The 15,314-nt window shown below is 41.6% G+C and carries 12 protein-coding genes; 9 read left to right on the forward strand and 3 right to left on the reverse strand.

Translation table 11 applies throughout. The annotated features are described in order from the left end of the window. The first annotated feature begins 24 nt into the window (after positions 1-24). Positions 25-2,484 carry an ATP-binding protein gene (locus PULV_RS17285; protein WP_193332342.1) on the forward strand — a complete coding sequence of 820 codons (2,460 nt, stop codon included), beginning with the start codon at positions 25-27 and terminating at the stop codon, positions 2,482-2,484. A gap of 1 nt (position 2,485) precedes the next feature. Beyond that, complete coding sequence (locus PULV_RS17290; RefSeq protein ID WP_086744368.1) at positions 2,486-3,733, forward strand: response regulator; 1,248 nt, start codon at positions 2,486-2,488, stop codon at positions 3,731-3,733. Positions 3,734-3,770: 37 nt separating this feature from the next. On the opposite strand, the gene pdsS is transcribed toward PULV_RS17290, so the two are convergent. Continuing rightward, positions 3,771-5,900, reverse strand: coding sequence for a proteobacterial dedicated sortase system histidine kinase (pdsS, locus tag PULV_RS17295; protein ID WP_193332343.1), 2,130 nt, complete (start codon positions 5,898-5,900; stop codon positions 3,771-3,773). Continuing rightward, positions 5,900-6,589, reverse strand: coding sequence for a proteobacterial dedicated sortase system response regulator (gene pdsR / locus PULV_RS17300; RefSeq protein ID WP_086744501.1), 690 nt, complete (start codon positions 6,587-6,589; stop codon positions 5,900-5,902). The genes pdsS and pdsR overlap by 1 nt, the downstream gene beginning before the upstream one ends. 210 nt (positions 6,590-6,799) lie before the next feature. Here pdsR and pdsO point away from each other — a divergent pair, with 210 nt between their 5' ends. The 3 genes from pdsO (at position 6,800) to PULV_RS17315 (ending at position 10,346) form a co-directional block, all read left to right on the forward strand. Beyond that, on the forward strand, positions 6,800-7,567 hold the full coding sequence (gene pdsO, locus PULV_RS17305) for a sortase-associated OmpA-like protein PdsO (protein ID WP_086744370.1): 768 nt from the start codon (positions 6,800-6,802) through the stop codon (positions 7,565-7,567). A gap of 179 nt (positions 7,568-7,746) precedes the next feature. Beyond that, positions 7,747-9,780: a marine proteobacterial sortase target protein gene (locus tag PULV_RS17310; protein ID WP_193332344.1), complete on the forward strand. Its 2,034-nt coding sequence runs from the start codon at positions 7,747-7,749 to the stop codon at positions 9,778-9,780. Positions 9,781-9,794: 14 nt separating this feature from the next. Next, complete coding sequence (locus tag PULV_RS17315) at positions 9,795-10,346, forward strand: class GN sortase (protein WP_086744372.1); 552 nt, start codon at positions 9,795-9,797, stop codon at positions 10,344-10,346. Here the strand turns inward: PULV_RS17315 and PULV_RS17320 are convergent. Further along, positions 10,343-11,266: a DMT family transporter gene (locus PULV_RS17320; RefSeq protein ID WP_086744373.1), complete on the reverse strand. Its 924-nt coding sequence runs from the start codon at positions 11,264-11,266 to the stop codon at positions 10,343-10,345. The two genes, PULV_RS17315 and PULV_RS17320, sit on opposite strands and share 4 nt — an antisense overlap. Positions 11,267-11,412: 146 nt before the next feature. On the opposite strand from PULV_RS17320, the gene proB reads away from it, so the two are divergent. The 4 genes from proB to PULV_RS17340 all read left to right on the forward strand — a co-directional run bounded on the left by proB (position 11,413) and on the right by PULV_RS17340 (position 15,280). Continuing rightward, positions 11,413-12,525, forward strand: coding sequence for a glutamate 5-kinase (proB, locus tag PULV_RS17325; protein ID WP_193332345.1), 1,113 nt, complete (start codon positions 11,413-11,415; stop codon positions 12,523-12,525). A gap of 18 nt (positions 12,526-12,543) precedes the next feature. Continuing rightward, the gene (locus PULV_RS17330; RefSeq protein ID WP_193332346.1) at positions 12,544-13,785 is read left to right on the forward strand and encodes a glutamate-5-semialdehyde dehydrogenase; all 1,242 of its coding nucleotides are present in this window, start codon (positions 12,544-12,546) and stop codon (positions 13,783-13,785) included. A gap of 88 nt (positions 13,786-13,873) precedes the next feature. Continuing rightward, positions 13,874-14,866, forward strand: coding sequence for a GGDEF domain-containing protein (locus PULV_RS17335; protein ID WP_193332347.1), 993 nt, complete (start codon positions 13,874-13,876; stop codon positions 14,864-14,866). A gap of 54 nt (positions 14,867-14,920) precedes the next feature. Then, positions 14,921-15,280: a glutaredoxin family protein gene (locus PULV_RS17340; protein ID WP_193332348.1), complete on the forward strand. Its 360-nt coding sequence runs from the start codon at positions 14,921-14,923 to the stop codon at positions 15,278-15,280. Positions 15,281-15,314 lie beyond the last annotated feature (34 nt).

Below are 15,314 nucleotides of genomic sequence, written 5' to 3' on the forward strand. Positions count from 1 at the left end.
CAGTGCGGTGAATTTACTGTGGTGATGAATATTATTCCTTTAATCAATGCAGACTTACTGGTTAGTTACTCAATATCCGCATCGGAAAAATGTATATCAGAACAGACATTGATTAGCGCGCACGATAGCTTTTTTGAAATTACCAATAGTTTTTCTGATGGGCTCATTTTATGTAAGAACAATCACGAGATTTATCATGCCAATAATCAAGTTGGTATTTTTTTCCCTGGGCACGATGGGATCAGAACATACCCGCAAAACCTTGAAGATTTCTTATCAAAAATTTTGCTAAACAATTGCACAAGTCATAATTATGAGTCTTTACTTGAAAAACTTAACTCAGGTGGCATCAATGAGTTGCCTGTGGAATTTTTGATAGTCACAGACTTAGGGTATCACTTAGCGTTTCGTCAGCGATTGACTCAAAATGGTGAAAGAGTGATCTTGATTATTGATGAAACCCGTGAACAATTATTAATTGAACAATTGGATGATGCCTTTCAGCAAGCGATGAAATTAAGTGAAGCAAAAACGCAATTTATGGCTGCGATGGGGCATGAAATTCGTACCCCACTGAATGCCATCATTGGTTTGCTTGACTTAATTGTCCAAGAAAAAGCATTTTGCCAAAATTTAAATATTAAAACAGTTCATCGCAGTGCACATCAGTTATTGATGTTACTCAATAACGTCTTAGATTTTACCAAATTTAATGCAGGAAAAGCGCAGCTTGAATTGGCACCAGCGAATTTAAGGGCTGTGTGTGAGAATATTATTGCGGGGCTGGCGATTAAAGCTCGTGAATCAGACATTCATTTAGTGTTATTAATAGATCCGCGTATTCCGAGCATTCTCATTTTTGACGAACTGCGTTTGAGTCAAGTGTTGAATAATTTATTAAATAATGCGTTGAAATTTAATACACGCAAACCTGGGCGGGTTCAGTTATCCATTACACTTAATGAGCCTGTGAGTGAGCAAGATGCATGTTTGCATGTTGAAGTGAGTGACAATGGCATTGGCATTTCACCGCAAGAGCAAGCCAAGATTTTTGAGCAATTCACTCAAGCCTCAAACCATACTCATCAGCAATTTGGTGGCACAGGCCTAGGTTTGAATATCAGTCAAAGCATTTGTCATTTAATGGGTAGTAAGCTCGAAGTGCGCAGTGAATTAGCTCAAGGTTCAGTCTTTTATTTTAACGCACGATTTGCCTTTACGGATGCACATACTGAGTCTTATCCGCAACTTGTGACGCATAAAAGACTAACACTTATATCTAATAATCAAGCATTTGTTGATGCGCTAAATGTGTATCAGCCTTATCTTAATTTTGATGTGTTATTTTTAAATCCCCCTTTTCCAGAAAGTGACCATCACGCAGATATGATATTTCTCGACCTTGATGCATTAACGACGCAAGCGAGACATCAATTTTTGCAAGATCATGAGCAGGAAAAAAATATTGTCTTACTTGATAATGGGTTAGCAGAACCCAGATTAAAGCAATATCTTACGTTTAGTTTCACACCGGTACGCTTAGCTACGTTAAATGAGATGTTGCTTCGTTACGATGATTTGATAATACAACACTCCAAGCAGGAAGAGATAAAGCATAAAGGCTTAGATTTAAGTAGCTTAGAAGTACTTATCGTTGAAGATAATCCTGATAATATTTTTGTTATGCGCCAGCAATTACAATCACTTAATGTTTATGCTACTTACTGCGAAGAGCCGAATCAAGCCATCAAATTGTTCAAAAATCAGTTTTTTGATGTCGTGATTACAGATTACCAAATGCCTAATTTAAACGGAGCTGAATTAACTGAGCAGCTACGAAAAATCGAACGCCAGCAATTACGCGAACCAGCCCCAATCGCACTTTTAACCGCGGATAAAACAGAATTGTCTCATAGTGCATGTGAACGCGCAGGAATCGACTATATTTTTATTAAGCCCTTTATGATGGAAGAGCTCAAAGGATTCCTCGAGGAGATACAAGCAAGCCTCGCGAATGCGTGTTTCATTTCAGATGAGGGGGAATCAGACGTTTTATTCTCAGAGTTAGTCCATGAAGAGTTGGGGCAAAATGCAGAACCTGAACCTTCCCATGCAGTATTCGAAAAAACGTCTAAAAACTTTGACTTGAATGCAATTTTTCAATTTGTCGGTGATGTTGAAACTACTGAGTTGCAAGTATTTATTCGCCAGTATGTTATTAACTTGGCTGAGCGGGGGACGCAGTTAGCACACAGTTTGCATAATCACAACTTTAAAGAGATCCACAAAATTGCTCATACCATTAAAAGCAGCGCGTTGTATATAGGCGCGACTCGGCTGAATTTAATGGCGCAAGAGTTAGAATGTTTAGCTGGCAAAATGGACTCAGGGAATATTTTAGAAGAAGACATCGATGATCTTTGCCAACAGATGATTGATGAAATTGATGATTTAGTCGGACATTTAAAGACTCAAGGTTATTAAAATGAAAGAAAAAGTTCCGTGTAATGTAGTCATTGTTACGAAAGAACCGGACGAAATAAAATTAATTATTGGTATTCTCAATAAAAGCTTTGAGCGTGTATTGGTGGTCTCTAGTGTGGCAGGTTTAACCGAGCAATTAAAAGAAGAAGCCGCCAAAGTATTTTTAATCTCGACAGAAATTTTCGCTGATACGCTTTCTATTTATTATCAGGCTTTAGAAAAAGCAGACAATAATTTCATGTGCGAGCATGCCGTTGTGGCGTTGATTGCACGTCAGCAAGAGCAAGACGCATTTGAAGCCTTTCAACGAGGTGTGATTGACGATTATTTAGTTGCTCGCCCGCTGTATGAGCTGCATCGGCCTGTCGTAATATGCCATCATCTTCTGCAAAAAATGGGACTGTCTCTAAAGTCGCTAGATTTTGAAGAATTCATAATTAAAAATGATTCATTTTCAGATGCAGCGAAAATGATCATAAGTTCCGGTCTAGAACGAAAAACTAAACTCAAAGATGCCTTCCATGACAGTTTATTAAAAATTGAACTTTCGTTAGATAATGCGGCTAAAAAAGTCGCAGAAAACAAAAAAGCACACCTGAATTTAGAGGAATTAGAACAAACCTTGTCTGCTATTCGCTCTGATTCAATTCGACCAGAATTATTAAGGTTACAATCTAAAGCATTACATTTACTGCAGCAAATTATCACAGAAGAAGCAGAAGAGCAGGCCGATGAAGAGCGAGAGGTGGCAGCAGCTTTAGAATCTGATGCAACCGCAACTAAATCAGGCAAAGTCGAGTCGTTTAATCGCTTGCATAATACGGGCGTGAAAAACGTCAATATTCCAGAGGCGGATACGAAAGTGTATCCCAAGCTTTTAATTGTGGAAGATGATGCAATTAGCTTAAATATTACCTTGATGATTTTTCAGCAATATAAATTAGAAGTCACCACAGCGACCTCAGGAAGAAGCGCATTAAATGAATTAATGAAGAAAAAGTTTGATTTGATTTTGATGGATATTTTCTTACCTGATACAAACGGGATCTATTTACTTAATCAGGTTTGTCATAATACAGGAGTGAACCAAACCACCCCGGTTATTATGCTCAGTGGTAATAAAAATAAAGCCACGGTACAAAAAGCCGTTTCTATGGGAGCAAAAGGCTACATAATTAAACCGCTGTGTAAAAATATTGCCATTAAACTATTTGAAAAATATCAGCTGCCACTTTATAGAAAAAAATAAACTCTTAGTGTTACAGCTGTTTATCCATGGATTCACTTTATATTTTGGGCAGTGTTAAACTCATTTCAACGCCATGTTCCGTGTTGCGAGCCATGATTTTACCGTGATGGAAATCACAAATTAGGCGAGCGATATACAAACCTAACCCTAAATGGGGTTGCTTTTGCATCGCCTGAGTTCGTACTGAAACCATAGAATCAAAAATATGCTCGCCAATTTTTTCTGGTAAAGCTGGTCCATAGTTTGAAATAACTAATAGCGCATGTTTGTCATTTTCAGAAAGGGACACTGCAATTGGGGTCTCAGGGGTCGCAAACTCTAATGCATTACTAATGATTTTATCGAGTAATTGCGCAATAAACTCAGGCACACCATCGAGTTCAATTGACTGCTTACATATATCAAGAGTGAAAGCTTGTTGTGGGTAAGTAAATTGATAACCTTGCATGCAACCACTCATAACATGTGTGAGGTCAAAGCGCTGGCGATCTGCATGCGCAATACTTTGTTCTAGTCGTGTGGCTTCACTCATGGTGGTGATAATTTTATTGAGTCGACTGACGCCTTCACTAGCCCGTTCTACATATTTCTTTTGCTCTGTATTTAGTTCATCAAGCTGTAGGCTTTCGAGGGATGAGCGAACAACGGCTACAGGAGTGCGCAGTTCATGCGAGAGCCGAGAAGACATATTTTCAAGGTAATGCGTGTAACCGCCTAATCGACCGACAATGTTGGCAAAACTTCTCGATAAATCGCCAATTTCATCCCCCGCTTGAGAGCTCTCAATATCACCTAATACTCTACCTTGTGGGTCGATGGCTTGCTCTGCTAAATCACGTAAACGTCGGATCCGTGATGAGATCCGGGTGGCAAAAAAGAACAAAGTTAATGTGCCAATCAGCATGACGGCTAAAATAACGGTGAACAGTTTCTCAAGTGCTTTGTTGCGAATCGATCGCACGCCATTGGTGGTTTCTTCAGCGATCACTGCGCCCATTACTTGGTCGTCAATCCAAATTGGGTAGGCCGCGGATAAAATCACGGCTTTTTTATCTGGCGTTAAGCGCCAATGAGAATGCGCTTGGCCACTTAAAGCGGCCCGGATATGAGGCCCTTCTAGCGCGGCGTTATCGTAAGTTTCATCAATAAATTCATCGGCAGGGCGGGTTAAAATTAAATAATACAAGGGATGCAAATACGTGTGCTCAATGCTTTCCCACCATGATTTTGATTGTTTAGCATCCTCTAAACTATTGGCCCACACTCCATCGGCATGTTTGATATCGCCAGATTGTGCCAGCACGCGGTGATGGTTATCAACCACCCAAATACGACTACCCGAATGGCCCATACCTTTCACGATTCGCTCAATTTCGGGAGAGGGGACCAGCACACTGCCAAGTTGATTTAAATCATTTAAGTTGGAGGTCGACATGGTTTTAACCGTTTGATCTTTGCCATCCCAATCGACAATCGCAAAGCCAAGCTTTTTCCCCAGCATGGTCAGGGGTAAGCGCAATTCAATATTGTAGCCTTGGGCTGTGTGTTGAAAATGCCCTTGGATCTGAGGTGTAGGGCGCAAATCCATTTCATCATAAGCGGTGATCCAGCCATCATTTTTTGGCGCAATGATATAGGTTTTAAGCTCGCCAACCTCACTTTGAAACGCAATCTTAAGATGATCATTGCGGGTGACACTTAAGCTATTAGCTGGGCGATAAAAAAGGTGATCGTCTTGTACTTCAAAAACGGCATATAAGTGACGTTCAAATTTGCCCACCATATGAGAAAAAGATAAATCATTCCCATGATGATCTAAGTTGGCAGGGTGTAAATAATGCTGATCATAAGACCAGAATAAAGGGCGGTATAATTGCCATTCGTTAAATTGACCATCGAGTTTGATTGGGCCATTAATGTTGTAAGCATACAAATCGCGCCCTTTGACGACTTGTTCTAAAAAACTTGCTTGGCTATCGAACAGTTTTGGCCGCTCATGGAGGGCGGTTGCCAAGGCTCGGGTGGTGCCTACTAAGGTTTTTTCTTGGCCCTTACGTAAATATTTTTCCATTTCCCAGACATATTCATAACCAAGCCAAGGCAGAAGTAATAAAAAACTCGATAGCACAATCACTTGGCTGCGTAGACCAAAACCAGCACGGCGCATTAGCTATGCTCCCAGCGATAGCCCATGCCATAAATGGTATCAATACAATTAAAGTCAGCATCGACCTTGATAAATTTTTTTCGGATCCGTTTCACATGAGAGGTGATAGTGGAGTCATCGACAAAAATCTTTGCATCACTCATTAAGTCATTGCGGCTTTTAACATGACCAGGTCGTTGGGCGAGGGCATGGACCATCCAAAATTCTGTAATGGTTAAATCAATCGTGTGATCATGCCAACTCACTTGCATGCGATTAGCATCAATTTTGAGTGGGCCGCGATTGATAATGTTTTCTGCGACCACAGGGACTTCCAATGCCGCCATGCGGCGAAATAACGCGGCAATTCGCGCGGCTAAATGTGGCAAGCTGATGTCTTTAGTGAGGTAGTCATCTGCACCCATGCGCAATCCACAAACCGTGTCTATCTCGCTATCTCTGGCGGTTAAAAAAATGATGGGCAAGGTTTTAGATAATCCTCGTAGTGTTTGGCATAAGGTAAAGCCACCATCAATTTCATCTCCAAGGCCAATATCAACGATTGCTAAATCGGGTAGTTTCTCTGTAAATGCTAGCTCTGCACTGATGCGATCACAATAGCCAGAGACCTGATAACCTTGTTTGCTGAGCATTTCGCTGTAATTTTCTCTGATGGCGGTTTCGTCTTCGACGATGGCAATGTGTTTTATCATAGCGCTGGGTATTTATGAGTGTTGATAAGCGAACTATACCTAAAAAAATCAACTTGTAAGTAGTAAAACAGCAATTGCCATTTTTTTGCCACAATTGATCGTCACTTTGCCTTTTTTACTCCCTTTTGTTGCCATTGGGCTGGTGTTTAATGAATTCCATCAAAACAAACAACCTCAACCAAGGTTTTACTTTTTAGGAATATCATTATGAAAAAATCAATCATCGCTTTCACTCTTATTACTTTGTTCAGTGCACCCGTTATGGTTAACGCGCAAACAGAGCAAGTCACCGCTAAAAAAACCATGAATACAGAGCAAGCAATCGGAATGGGATCTGGTGCTTTACTTGGCGCTGCGGTTGGGGGACCAATTGGTGCCTTTATTGGTGCATTAACGGGGGGTCTCATCGGGCAAAATGAATCAGATAAAAAAGTTATTCAAGCGCAAAATCAGTTAGTAGCGAAGCAGCAAGGTGAGTTAGTGGCGCTTGAGCATAAAGCGCACAATTATCAAAAGTTGGTGGCACAAAATGAGCAACTTGAAGATAGGCTCACTGATATAGAAGCAGAGAAAAGCCGACTGCAGCAACAGCAAATCGATAATCTAATGGCGATGACAGTGCAATTTCGTACCGGTTCAAGTTCTATCGAAGCACATTTTGCCAGCCAGCTTGATGCACTTGCTGAATTGTTGCAGCAAAGCCCTGAGATAGCGCTTGATTTACACGGCTTTGCTGACCAACGCGGTGATGAAGATGCAAATTTAAAACTCTCACAAGCACGAGTCACTAATGTTAAGGCGTATTTAATTAAACAAGGTGTGCCGTCATCGCGCTTAAACAGTGATGCGTTTGGTGAATTGCACGCCAATGCCTCAAAACATGATTTTGAGGGGGACTTTTTTGACCGAAAAGTCACGGTAAAAGCGCGTAAGCAACCTGATATTACAGCCACAGCTCAGCATCAGTCTTTTTAAGTCTCTTAACCGAGCGTCAGTTCATAACCAATAGACAGTAAAGTTGTGGACTGAATGCGACTCAGAGTTGAGGTTTAATTACTTTTTTCATTCTCCTTGCTTTGTTTCTGTGCGAACCCATTAAATGCCGTTATTCATTTAATGCAGAGACAAAGCCTTTTATTATCAAGGAACGAGCGATGTCTCGATTGTCTTTTATTAATCGCCATAGCATGCCTTTGCTTTGTACTGCTGCATTATTACTGGCCTTATTGCCCAAGCCCTTAGTTGCAAGTCCAAACGTTGGGAGTCCAAAACTAGTGTTAAGTGATCAGCGAGGAGTCGAGCAAGCGCAAGGGGTTTTTGTACAATCGCATACCACCATGTCGGTGACGGGGTTAATTAATAAAGTCACGGTTAAGCAAGCATTTAAAAATCAAACTGATCAAGTGCTCAATGGTCGTTATGTTTTTCCATTACCCGATGAAAGCGCGGTTTACCAGTTGAAAATGCGGGTTGGTGAGCGGGAGATTATCGGCAAAATTGAAGAAAAAAAACGTGCGCAAGCCGATTACGCACTCGCTCAGCGCCAAGGGAAAAAGGCCAGTTTAGTCACACAAAAACGAGCCAATGTATTTGTCAGTCAAATTGCCAATATTGAACCGGGGCAAACGGTGAGTATTGAGTTGGTATACCAGGAATTAGTGCGTTATCAGCAAGGCCAATTTAGTCTGCGCTTACCTATGGTGGTGGCTCCGCGCTACCAACCCAGTCACCTTGTTTATGATATGGACTTAACAGGGAATTGGCCGAAAGTGAAGCCGTCTGATCCACTAACCGAGCTTGAGATGCACCTAAAAGATGTAACGCAAGGCGTGGAGCCTATTCTCACTCAGCAGATCAACATTGATTTGAATTTAGGCTTTGCGCTTAACGATATTCATGCTCTTTTTCATGCAATTAACCAACAAAATCAGGGAAACCGCTATCAGGTTGCGCTTGCCGAAGGGACGACATTAGCAAACCGAGATTTTGTATTACGTTTTCGACCTGCAGAGCAAGAAGCTGTAACTGCTGCAGTCTTTAAAGAGCACTTAAATGGTGAAGATTATGCGCTTATTATGCTGATGCCGCCAAGTGCACAATATCAACAGCAGCAAAGATTGGCGCGTGAAGTGGTGTTTGTCATTGATACATCAGGATCTATGCATGGCAGCTCGCTAGAGCAAGCAAAAAGTGCTTTATTTTTTGCTTTAGCAAATTTAGATCCTCAAGATAGTTTTAATATTCTTGCCTTTAACTCTAACGTCAATGCATTTAGTCAGCATGCTTTACCTGCAAATGATTTTAACCTTAGGCGCGCACGCACTTTTATTTATGGCTTAGAAGCGCAAGGTGGAACTGAAATCGCATCGGCGCTGAATTCAGTCCTTGATGGTCAAACCCACCATGATTTTTTACGGCAAGTGATTTTTTTAACCGATGGCAGTGTTTCCAACGAAGCTGAGCTTTTTAGTCAAATCAAACAGCAGTTGGGAGATAGCCGATTGTTTACTATTGGTATTGGTTCGGCTCCAAACAGTTATTTTATGAGTCGTGCAGCTCAAGTCGGTCGAGGCACTTTTACCTATATTGGTGATGTAAGTGACGTGCAATGGCAAATGAAAAACTTGTTTAATCAACTCGCTAATGCCGCGCTCAAACAGCTTCACATTGAAGATGCTCAAGGTAATGCATTGGACTTTTGGCCTAAACCGATCCCTGACTTGTATTTTGACCAAGCTATGATGGTTGCGGTTAAATTACGACCAGATCAGCAAGAAATCCGCATTGCGGGATCACAAGCCAATGGCCCATTTAGTGCCTCGTTTAAGTTGGCTAATGCGACAGAAGGAGACAATATTGCCAGATTGTGGGCAAGGCAAAAAATCAAAGCACTCCAATTGGGAGCAGCCGCTCAGATAGAACACGAAGAACCGATCGCAGAACAAGTGTTATCGTTGGCTTTAAAATATCAACTTCTCAGTCCTTATACGGCGTTATTGGCTATAGAGCACTCTCCTTCGTTGGGCTCTGGTTCATCCGATGAAACTGTTATCACACCGATGGCTGTAAAAGGCTGGACTGCGCCGTTGCCTCAAACCGATGGACAGAGCATTTGGCAGCTTATAGCGGGTCTGTTTTGTGTGTTATTGGCAATCGCTGTGCATCGTTATGAGCGTAAACTGTGCTAGGGAAATACAGCAAAATGGGCATCATCACCTTAACTGTACTCGGGTTGGGTTTGATGAGTAAAGGCTTGTATTGGCAAGGAAAAGCCGTGCTTGCGCAATATTTAATTGCCAATGCATGGCAACAAAGCTTACAGACACAGCAAAATGTAAAGCCTTGGTTCTATGCCGACACCTATCCTGTTGCGCAGCTTGTTGTGCCAACCCATGCAAAGCAGCAATATGTGTTGGCCAACGCTGATTTAGCCAGTTTAGCGTTTGGCCCCGCTGTGTTCCAAGGCGGCGCCTCACTGGCTGAACAAGGTGCTAGCCTTATTGCGGCTCATAATGACAGTCACTTTTCTTTTTTAGCTGATTTATCACTTGGAACGGTTATTAAGTTGCAGCTTAGCGATGCGCAGTGGCGTGATTTTGTTGTCACTCAAGTACAAGTAATCGATCAATATGATACGTCCTTTTTGCTGCAAAAAACGGATAAAAAACGCCTTTATCTGGCAACTTGTTACCCATTTAATAGCGTGGTATCAGGTACCAAGCAGCGTTTTGTTGTGACTACTGAACAGATTTAAGCTTTGTGCTCACAAGTGCTTTGCTGTTCAAGCTGGCCAAGTGGGTCATCGTCGTCTTGCACCTGAGTGTTGTGGCGCTGACTGATTATGACCCCTAAAAACACCACAGCAATACTTAACCATTGGGTAACCGTGAGCACTTCATGCAAAATAATCGCTGAAAGTAATAACGAAAAAATAGGGATAAGATTTGAAAATGCAGCCGCTGTGAGCACGGATATCTTGCTGATTGCATAGTTATACATACCATATCCACCAAGGGTCACAAACGTGCCCAGATACAAAATGCTTAGCAACGCATTATTATTGAGCTGGGTGGGTATTTCAATGAATAGTAAAAAGGGCGCAAAAAAGAGGGTACCGCTTAGCCCTTGCAGTGCAATTAATGAAAGCGGAGAGTAGCGGGCGCAAAGATGTTTCACGCTGACGGTGTAATAAGCTGCGCAAATCATAGCGAGAAACTCTAAAAAGTTGCCCAGTAATGGATTTGGTGCTTGATCTGAATGTGGCGAGACTAAGGTTAATAAAATACTGCCGCCAATACACAAAGAAAAACCAACTAAGATTGCCTTACTTAGACGCTCTTTGAGCATATAAAAGGCTAAAAAGGCGACAATAATTGGCAAGCACGACACCAAGACACCTGCTTGTGAGGCCGAAGTATATTCCAGTGCATGCCCTTCAAATAAAAAATACAAGCAAGGCTCTGCCAATGACATACTGAGTAAATATTTCCAATCTCCAGCTTGGTATTCAAACTGTTTGACCCATCGCCACAAAAGGATACATACCGTTAAAGTGGTAAGCATGCGTAAAAAAATCACTAAGGCAGGATCATAAATGGCCACCGCATATTTTAAGGCAATAAAAGAGCTGCCCCAGAGAAAGGTGGCGATGATCAAACAAAGGGAAGCAGGCATATACACGAACTCAAAATTAACGGGCATAAATAGTAGCATTTGACGCTGTAAATAGCAGCGCTGAGATTTGCTTTTTACATTGATTAAAGCTTGTGCAAAGTCATTGTTTTGATATAACTATCTCTCACTGAGAATGAGGGAAATCAATGAATAACAGTAAAACCATAGTGGTAAAGCTGGGGACTAGTGTGCTCACAGGAGGGAGTTTTACTCTTGATAAAGCGCACATGGTCGAACTGGTTCGTCAATGCGCACAATTACGCCAACAAGGCCATAAAGTAATCTTAGTTTCTAGTGGTGCCGTAGCTGCAGGGAAAGAGCATTTACATATGAGCTGTGATCTAAATAATTTAGCGAATAAACAAATGCTTGCAGCTGTTGGGCAAAGTCAGTTAATTCTGACCTGGCAAACATTATTTAATATTTATGGGATCCATGTTGGGCAAATGCTGTTAACCCGAGCCGACTTAGATGACCGTGAGCGCTACTTAAATGCACGCGATACGCTTGGCGCTTTACTTAAACATAATATCGTTCCCATCATAAATGAGAACGATGCCGTTGCTACCGCAGAAATCAAAGTAGGTGATAACGATAACTTATCTGCGTTGACTGCGATTTTAGCGCAAGCCGATCATTTATTATTATTAACCGATCAGCCAGGATTGTTTACTGCCGATCCGCGTAGTAACCCTGAGGCTACATTAATAGAAGAAGTCGATAAAATTGATGATCGCATTCGTGCATTAGCGGGTGGCAGTGGCACAAACCTAGGCACAGGAGGCATGGCAACTAAATTACAAGCGGCTGATATTGCTCGTCGCGCCGGTGTCGAAACCATCATTGCCGCAGGGCATCGCCCAAATGTAATACTTGAAAGTGTTAATAAAACAGCGATTGGCACGCGGATTAAACCGCTAGGAAGTCCAATCGAAGGACGAAAACGCTGGTTGTTAGCTGGCCCCGTAAGCAGTGGCAAATTATGCTTAGATGCAGGTGCCACTGATGCGGTTGTGCTACAAGGTTCGAGCCTGTTAGCGAAAGGAATCAAACATGTCGAAGGTGTGTTTCAGCGTGGTGAGCTAGTTGAGCTGTGTAACGCGCAAGGTGAAATTATTGCCCGTGGTTTATGTCGCTACAGCAGCGCTGATTTATCGCAAATCAAAGGACTTCATTCAGAGCAATTTAAAGCACTGTTAGGGTTTGATTACGGAAAGGCCATCGTTCACCGAGATGATTTAGTACTACTCGATGATTAATTAAAAATAGGGTGAGGTATGTTAGAAGATTTAGCTAAACGAGCAAAAAACGCGAGCTACCAATTAAGTGTTGCAACAACAGCCGAAAAAAATAATGCACTCGAGGCAATTAGACGCCTACTTATCGAACAAGAGTCGGATATTTTAGCTACCAATCAGCGTGATATCACCGAAGGACGGCAGCAAGGGCTAAGTGATGCGCTAATCGATCGTTTATTATTAACTCCAGATAGGTTAGCGGGTATTTGCCAAGATATTGAGCGCTTGGTCGCAATGAGCGACCCGATCGGTGAAGAATATCAAGGTAGGCAGCTTGAAAACGGGTTGTTTTTGAAAAAAAGAACCGTTCCTTTGGGTGTGATTGGGGTGATATATGAAGCAAGACCCAATGTGACCATCGATATTGCTTGTTTAGCATTAAAAACAGGAAATGCAGCCATTTTGCGTGGTGGAAAAGAGACCATTCATTCAAATAAAAAGCTGGTGGCGATTATTGCTGAGGCTTTGCAAAGTGTCGGGATGAACCCAGAAGCTGTTCAGCTCATTGGTGATCCAGATCGTGCATATATTTATCAATTACTCAAACTCGACAAGTATGTCGATATGATTATTCCACGTGGTGGGCAAACGTTACAGCAAGTGTGTGTGGAAAATAGCACTATTCCTGTCATCACTGGAGGGATTGGTATTTGTCATTTATATGTTGATGAATCGGCCGATTTTGACAAAGCAATCGCGGTGATCAGCAATGCTAAAGTACAACGCCCCAGTGTCTGCAACGCCCTAGATACTGTGCTTATTCATCAATCTATCGCGGCAACGTTTTTACCGCGTTTAGCCTCAGAGCTTATCCAGCAAGGTGTCACTTTAAAAGGGTGCATGCAAAGCAGCGAAATAGCATCACAGATTAGTTTGGCGGGAGCGGATGACTTTGATACAGAGTGGTTAAGCTTAACGTTAGGCATTAAAATTGTGTCTGAGCTCCAAGATGCGGTTGAGCACATTCGACTCCACTCAACAGCTCACTCAGATGGAATTTTAACCCAATGCTTAAACGCAGCGGAGCAATTTGTCGCTCGAGTGAATTCCGCAGCTGTGTATGTCAATGCAAGTACACGTTTTACTGATGGTTCTCAATTTGGTTTAGGTGCAGAGGTCGCTGTTTCAACTCAAAAGCTGCATGCTCGAGGGCCGATGGGGCTTGAGGCTTTGACAACTTACAAATGGATTGGCCAAGGCGACGGTCTAATACGAAACTAGCGAGAATAGTAAAAGCGTATATGCTTAAGGCTATATGCTTTTTGACTAAAAAAGCCTCATAATTTCGCTTCATTGAAGAGAGTGCGTTGTGACATCAAACTCAGCTTACCCGTGTGCTCATGAGTGGATTATTTCTCTCACTCAACAAGAAGATGAAAAGCAACTCGACCTCATTTTAATTACTGCGTTACAAACCATTTTATTTGGTTGTCAGTTAGGCGTGTACATTAGTAAATTTATTAATGAAGGGCTTGCTCCTCAGCAGATATATTTCGGCCACGATGCTATTGTGCTCAATCAAGAGCAATCCCTTGAGTATTTAAATAAAGTTAAAAAAAGTAAACTTCATCTGCATGAAACCCCAGAAAATTCTAATGTGGCGATTCCAGTGTATCATTTTGGTAAAGTGATTGGCTTTGTCATTGCAAAAGGCGCTGTTGTTGGGGATTTAGCTAAAATCACAGTCGCTATTCATGTGTTAAATATTTATGCCAATCATTTATACCTACTTTACCGCAGTCAGCTTGACCCTCTGACTGAGTTATTAAATCGGCAAATTTTTGATTTAAAATTGCTCGAGATGATTACAGAGCAAGGATACAAAAAGCGCCGCGCAGATTATAAAGAACAGCGGATGTGGTTTTTTGCGATGCTTGATATTGATTTTTTTAAATCCGTGAATGATAACTTTGGGCATATGATTGGAGATGAGGTGTTGCTGCTGATTGCGCGTATTATCAAAAACCATTTTCGCAGTGAGGACTATATATTTCGTTATGGTGGAGAGGAATTTGCCATTCTATTTCAGTGCCAGCAAATTGCATTTGCGGCTGATATGTTGGAAAAGTTGCGTGAAAAAGTGGCTCAATTTAATTTTCCTCAAGTACAACATGTGACAGTAAGTATCGGCTTTACGCCGTTATTACAATTTGAAATGGTGCCTTCGTTGGTTCAAAAAGCAGATCAAGCGCTGTATTTTTCCAAAAGTAATGGTCGTGACCGAGTCTCTAATTTTACTGATATCGACCCTCATACACTGCTCAAACACCAATATGGTCATCAAGAACCTGAATTGTTTTAACGCTTAACAAGCTTGTGGTAAAGTGCGCGCAATAAATTGACTTGGAGCGCAAATATGAAGTTTGTTCGTTGGTTTTTAGGCCGCATTATTTTATTAATTGATTTTATTTTTAGTCCCAAACGGCAACAACGTGATGAGCAATCGCAAGCGATGGTTGATCAACAAGCTCAGGCATTGGCTTTGTATCAATTTAATGCCTGTCCATTTTGTGTGAAAGTACGTCGTGTATTAAAGCGTCAAAATGTACCTGTTGCGTTACGTGATGCGAAAGATGATCCCGTGTATCGCCAAGAATTAGCTGAACAGGGTGGAAAAGTTAAGGTGCCGTGTCTTCGTATTGAAGAAAACGATCAGGTGACTTGGTTGTATGAATCAAACGATATTATCCGCTATTTAGAAAAACGTTTTCCATGATTGAGTACTTATTTTAAGTGAGTGAATTGCAAAA

It is taken from the genome of Pseudoalteromonas ulvae UL12, assembly GCF_014925405.1.
In the GTDB taxonomy this organism is placed as follows: domain Bacteria; phylum Pseudomonadota; class Gammaproteobacteria; order Enterobacterales; family Alteromonadaceae; genus Pseudoalteromonas; species Pseudoalteromonas ulvae.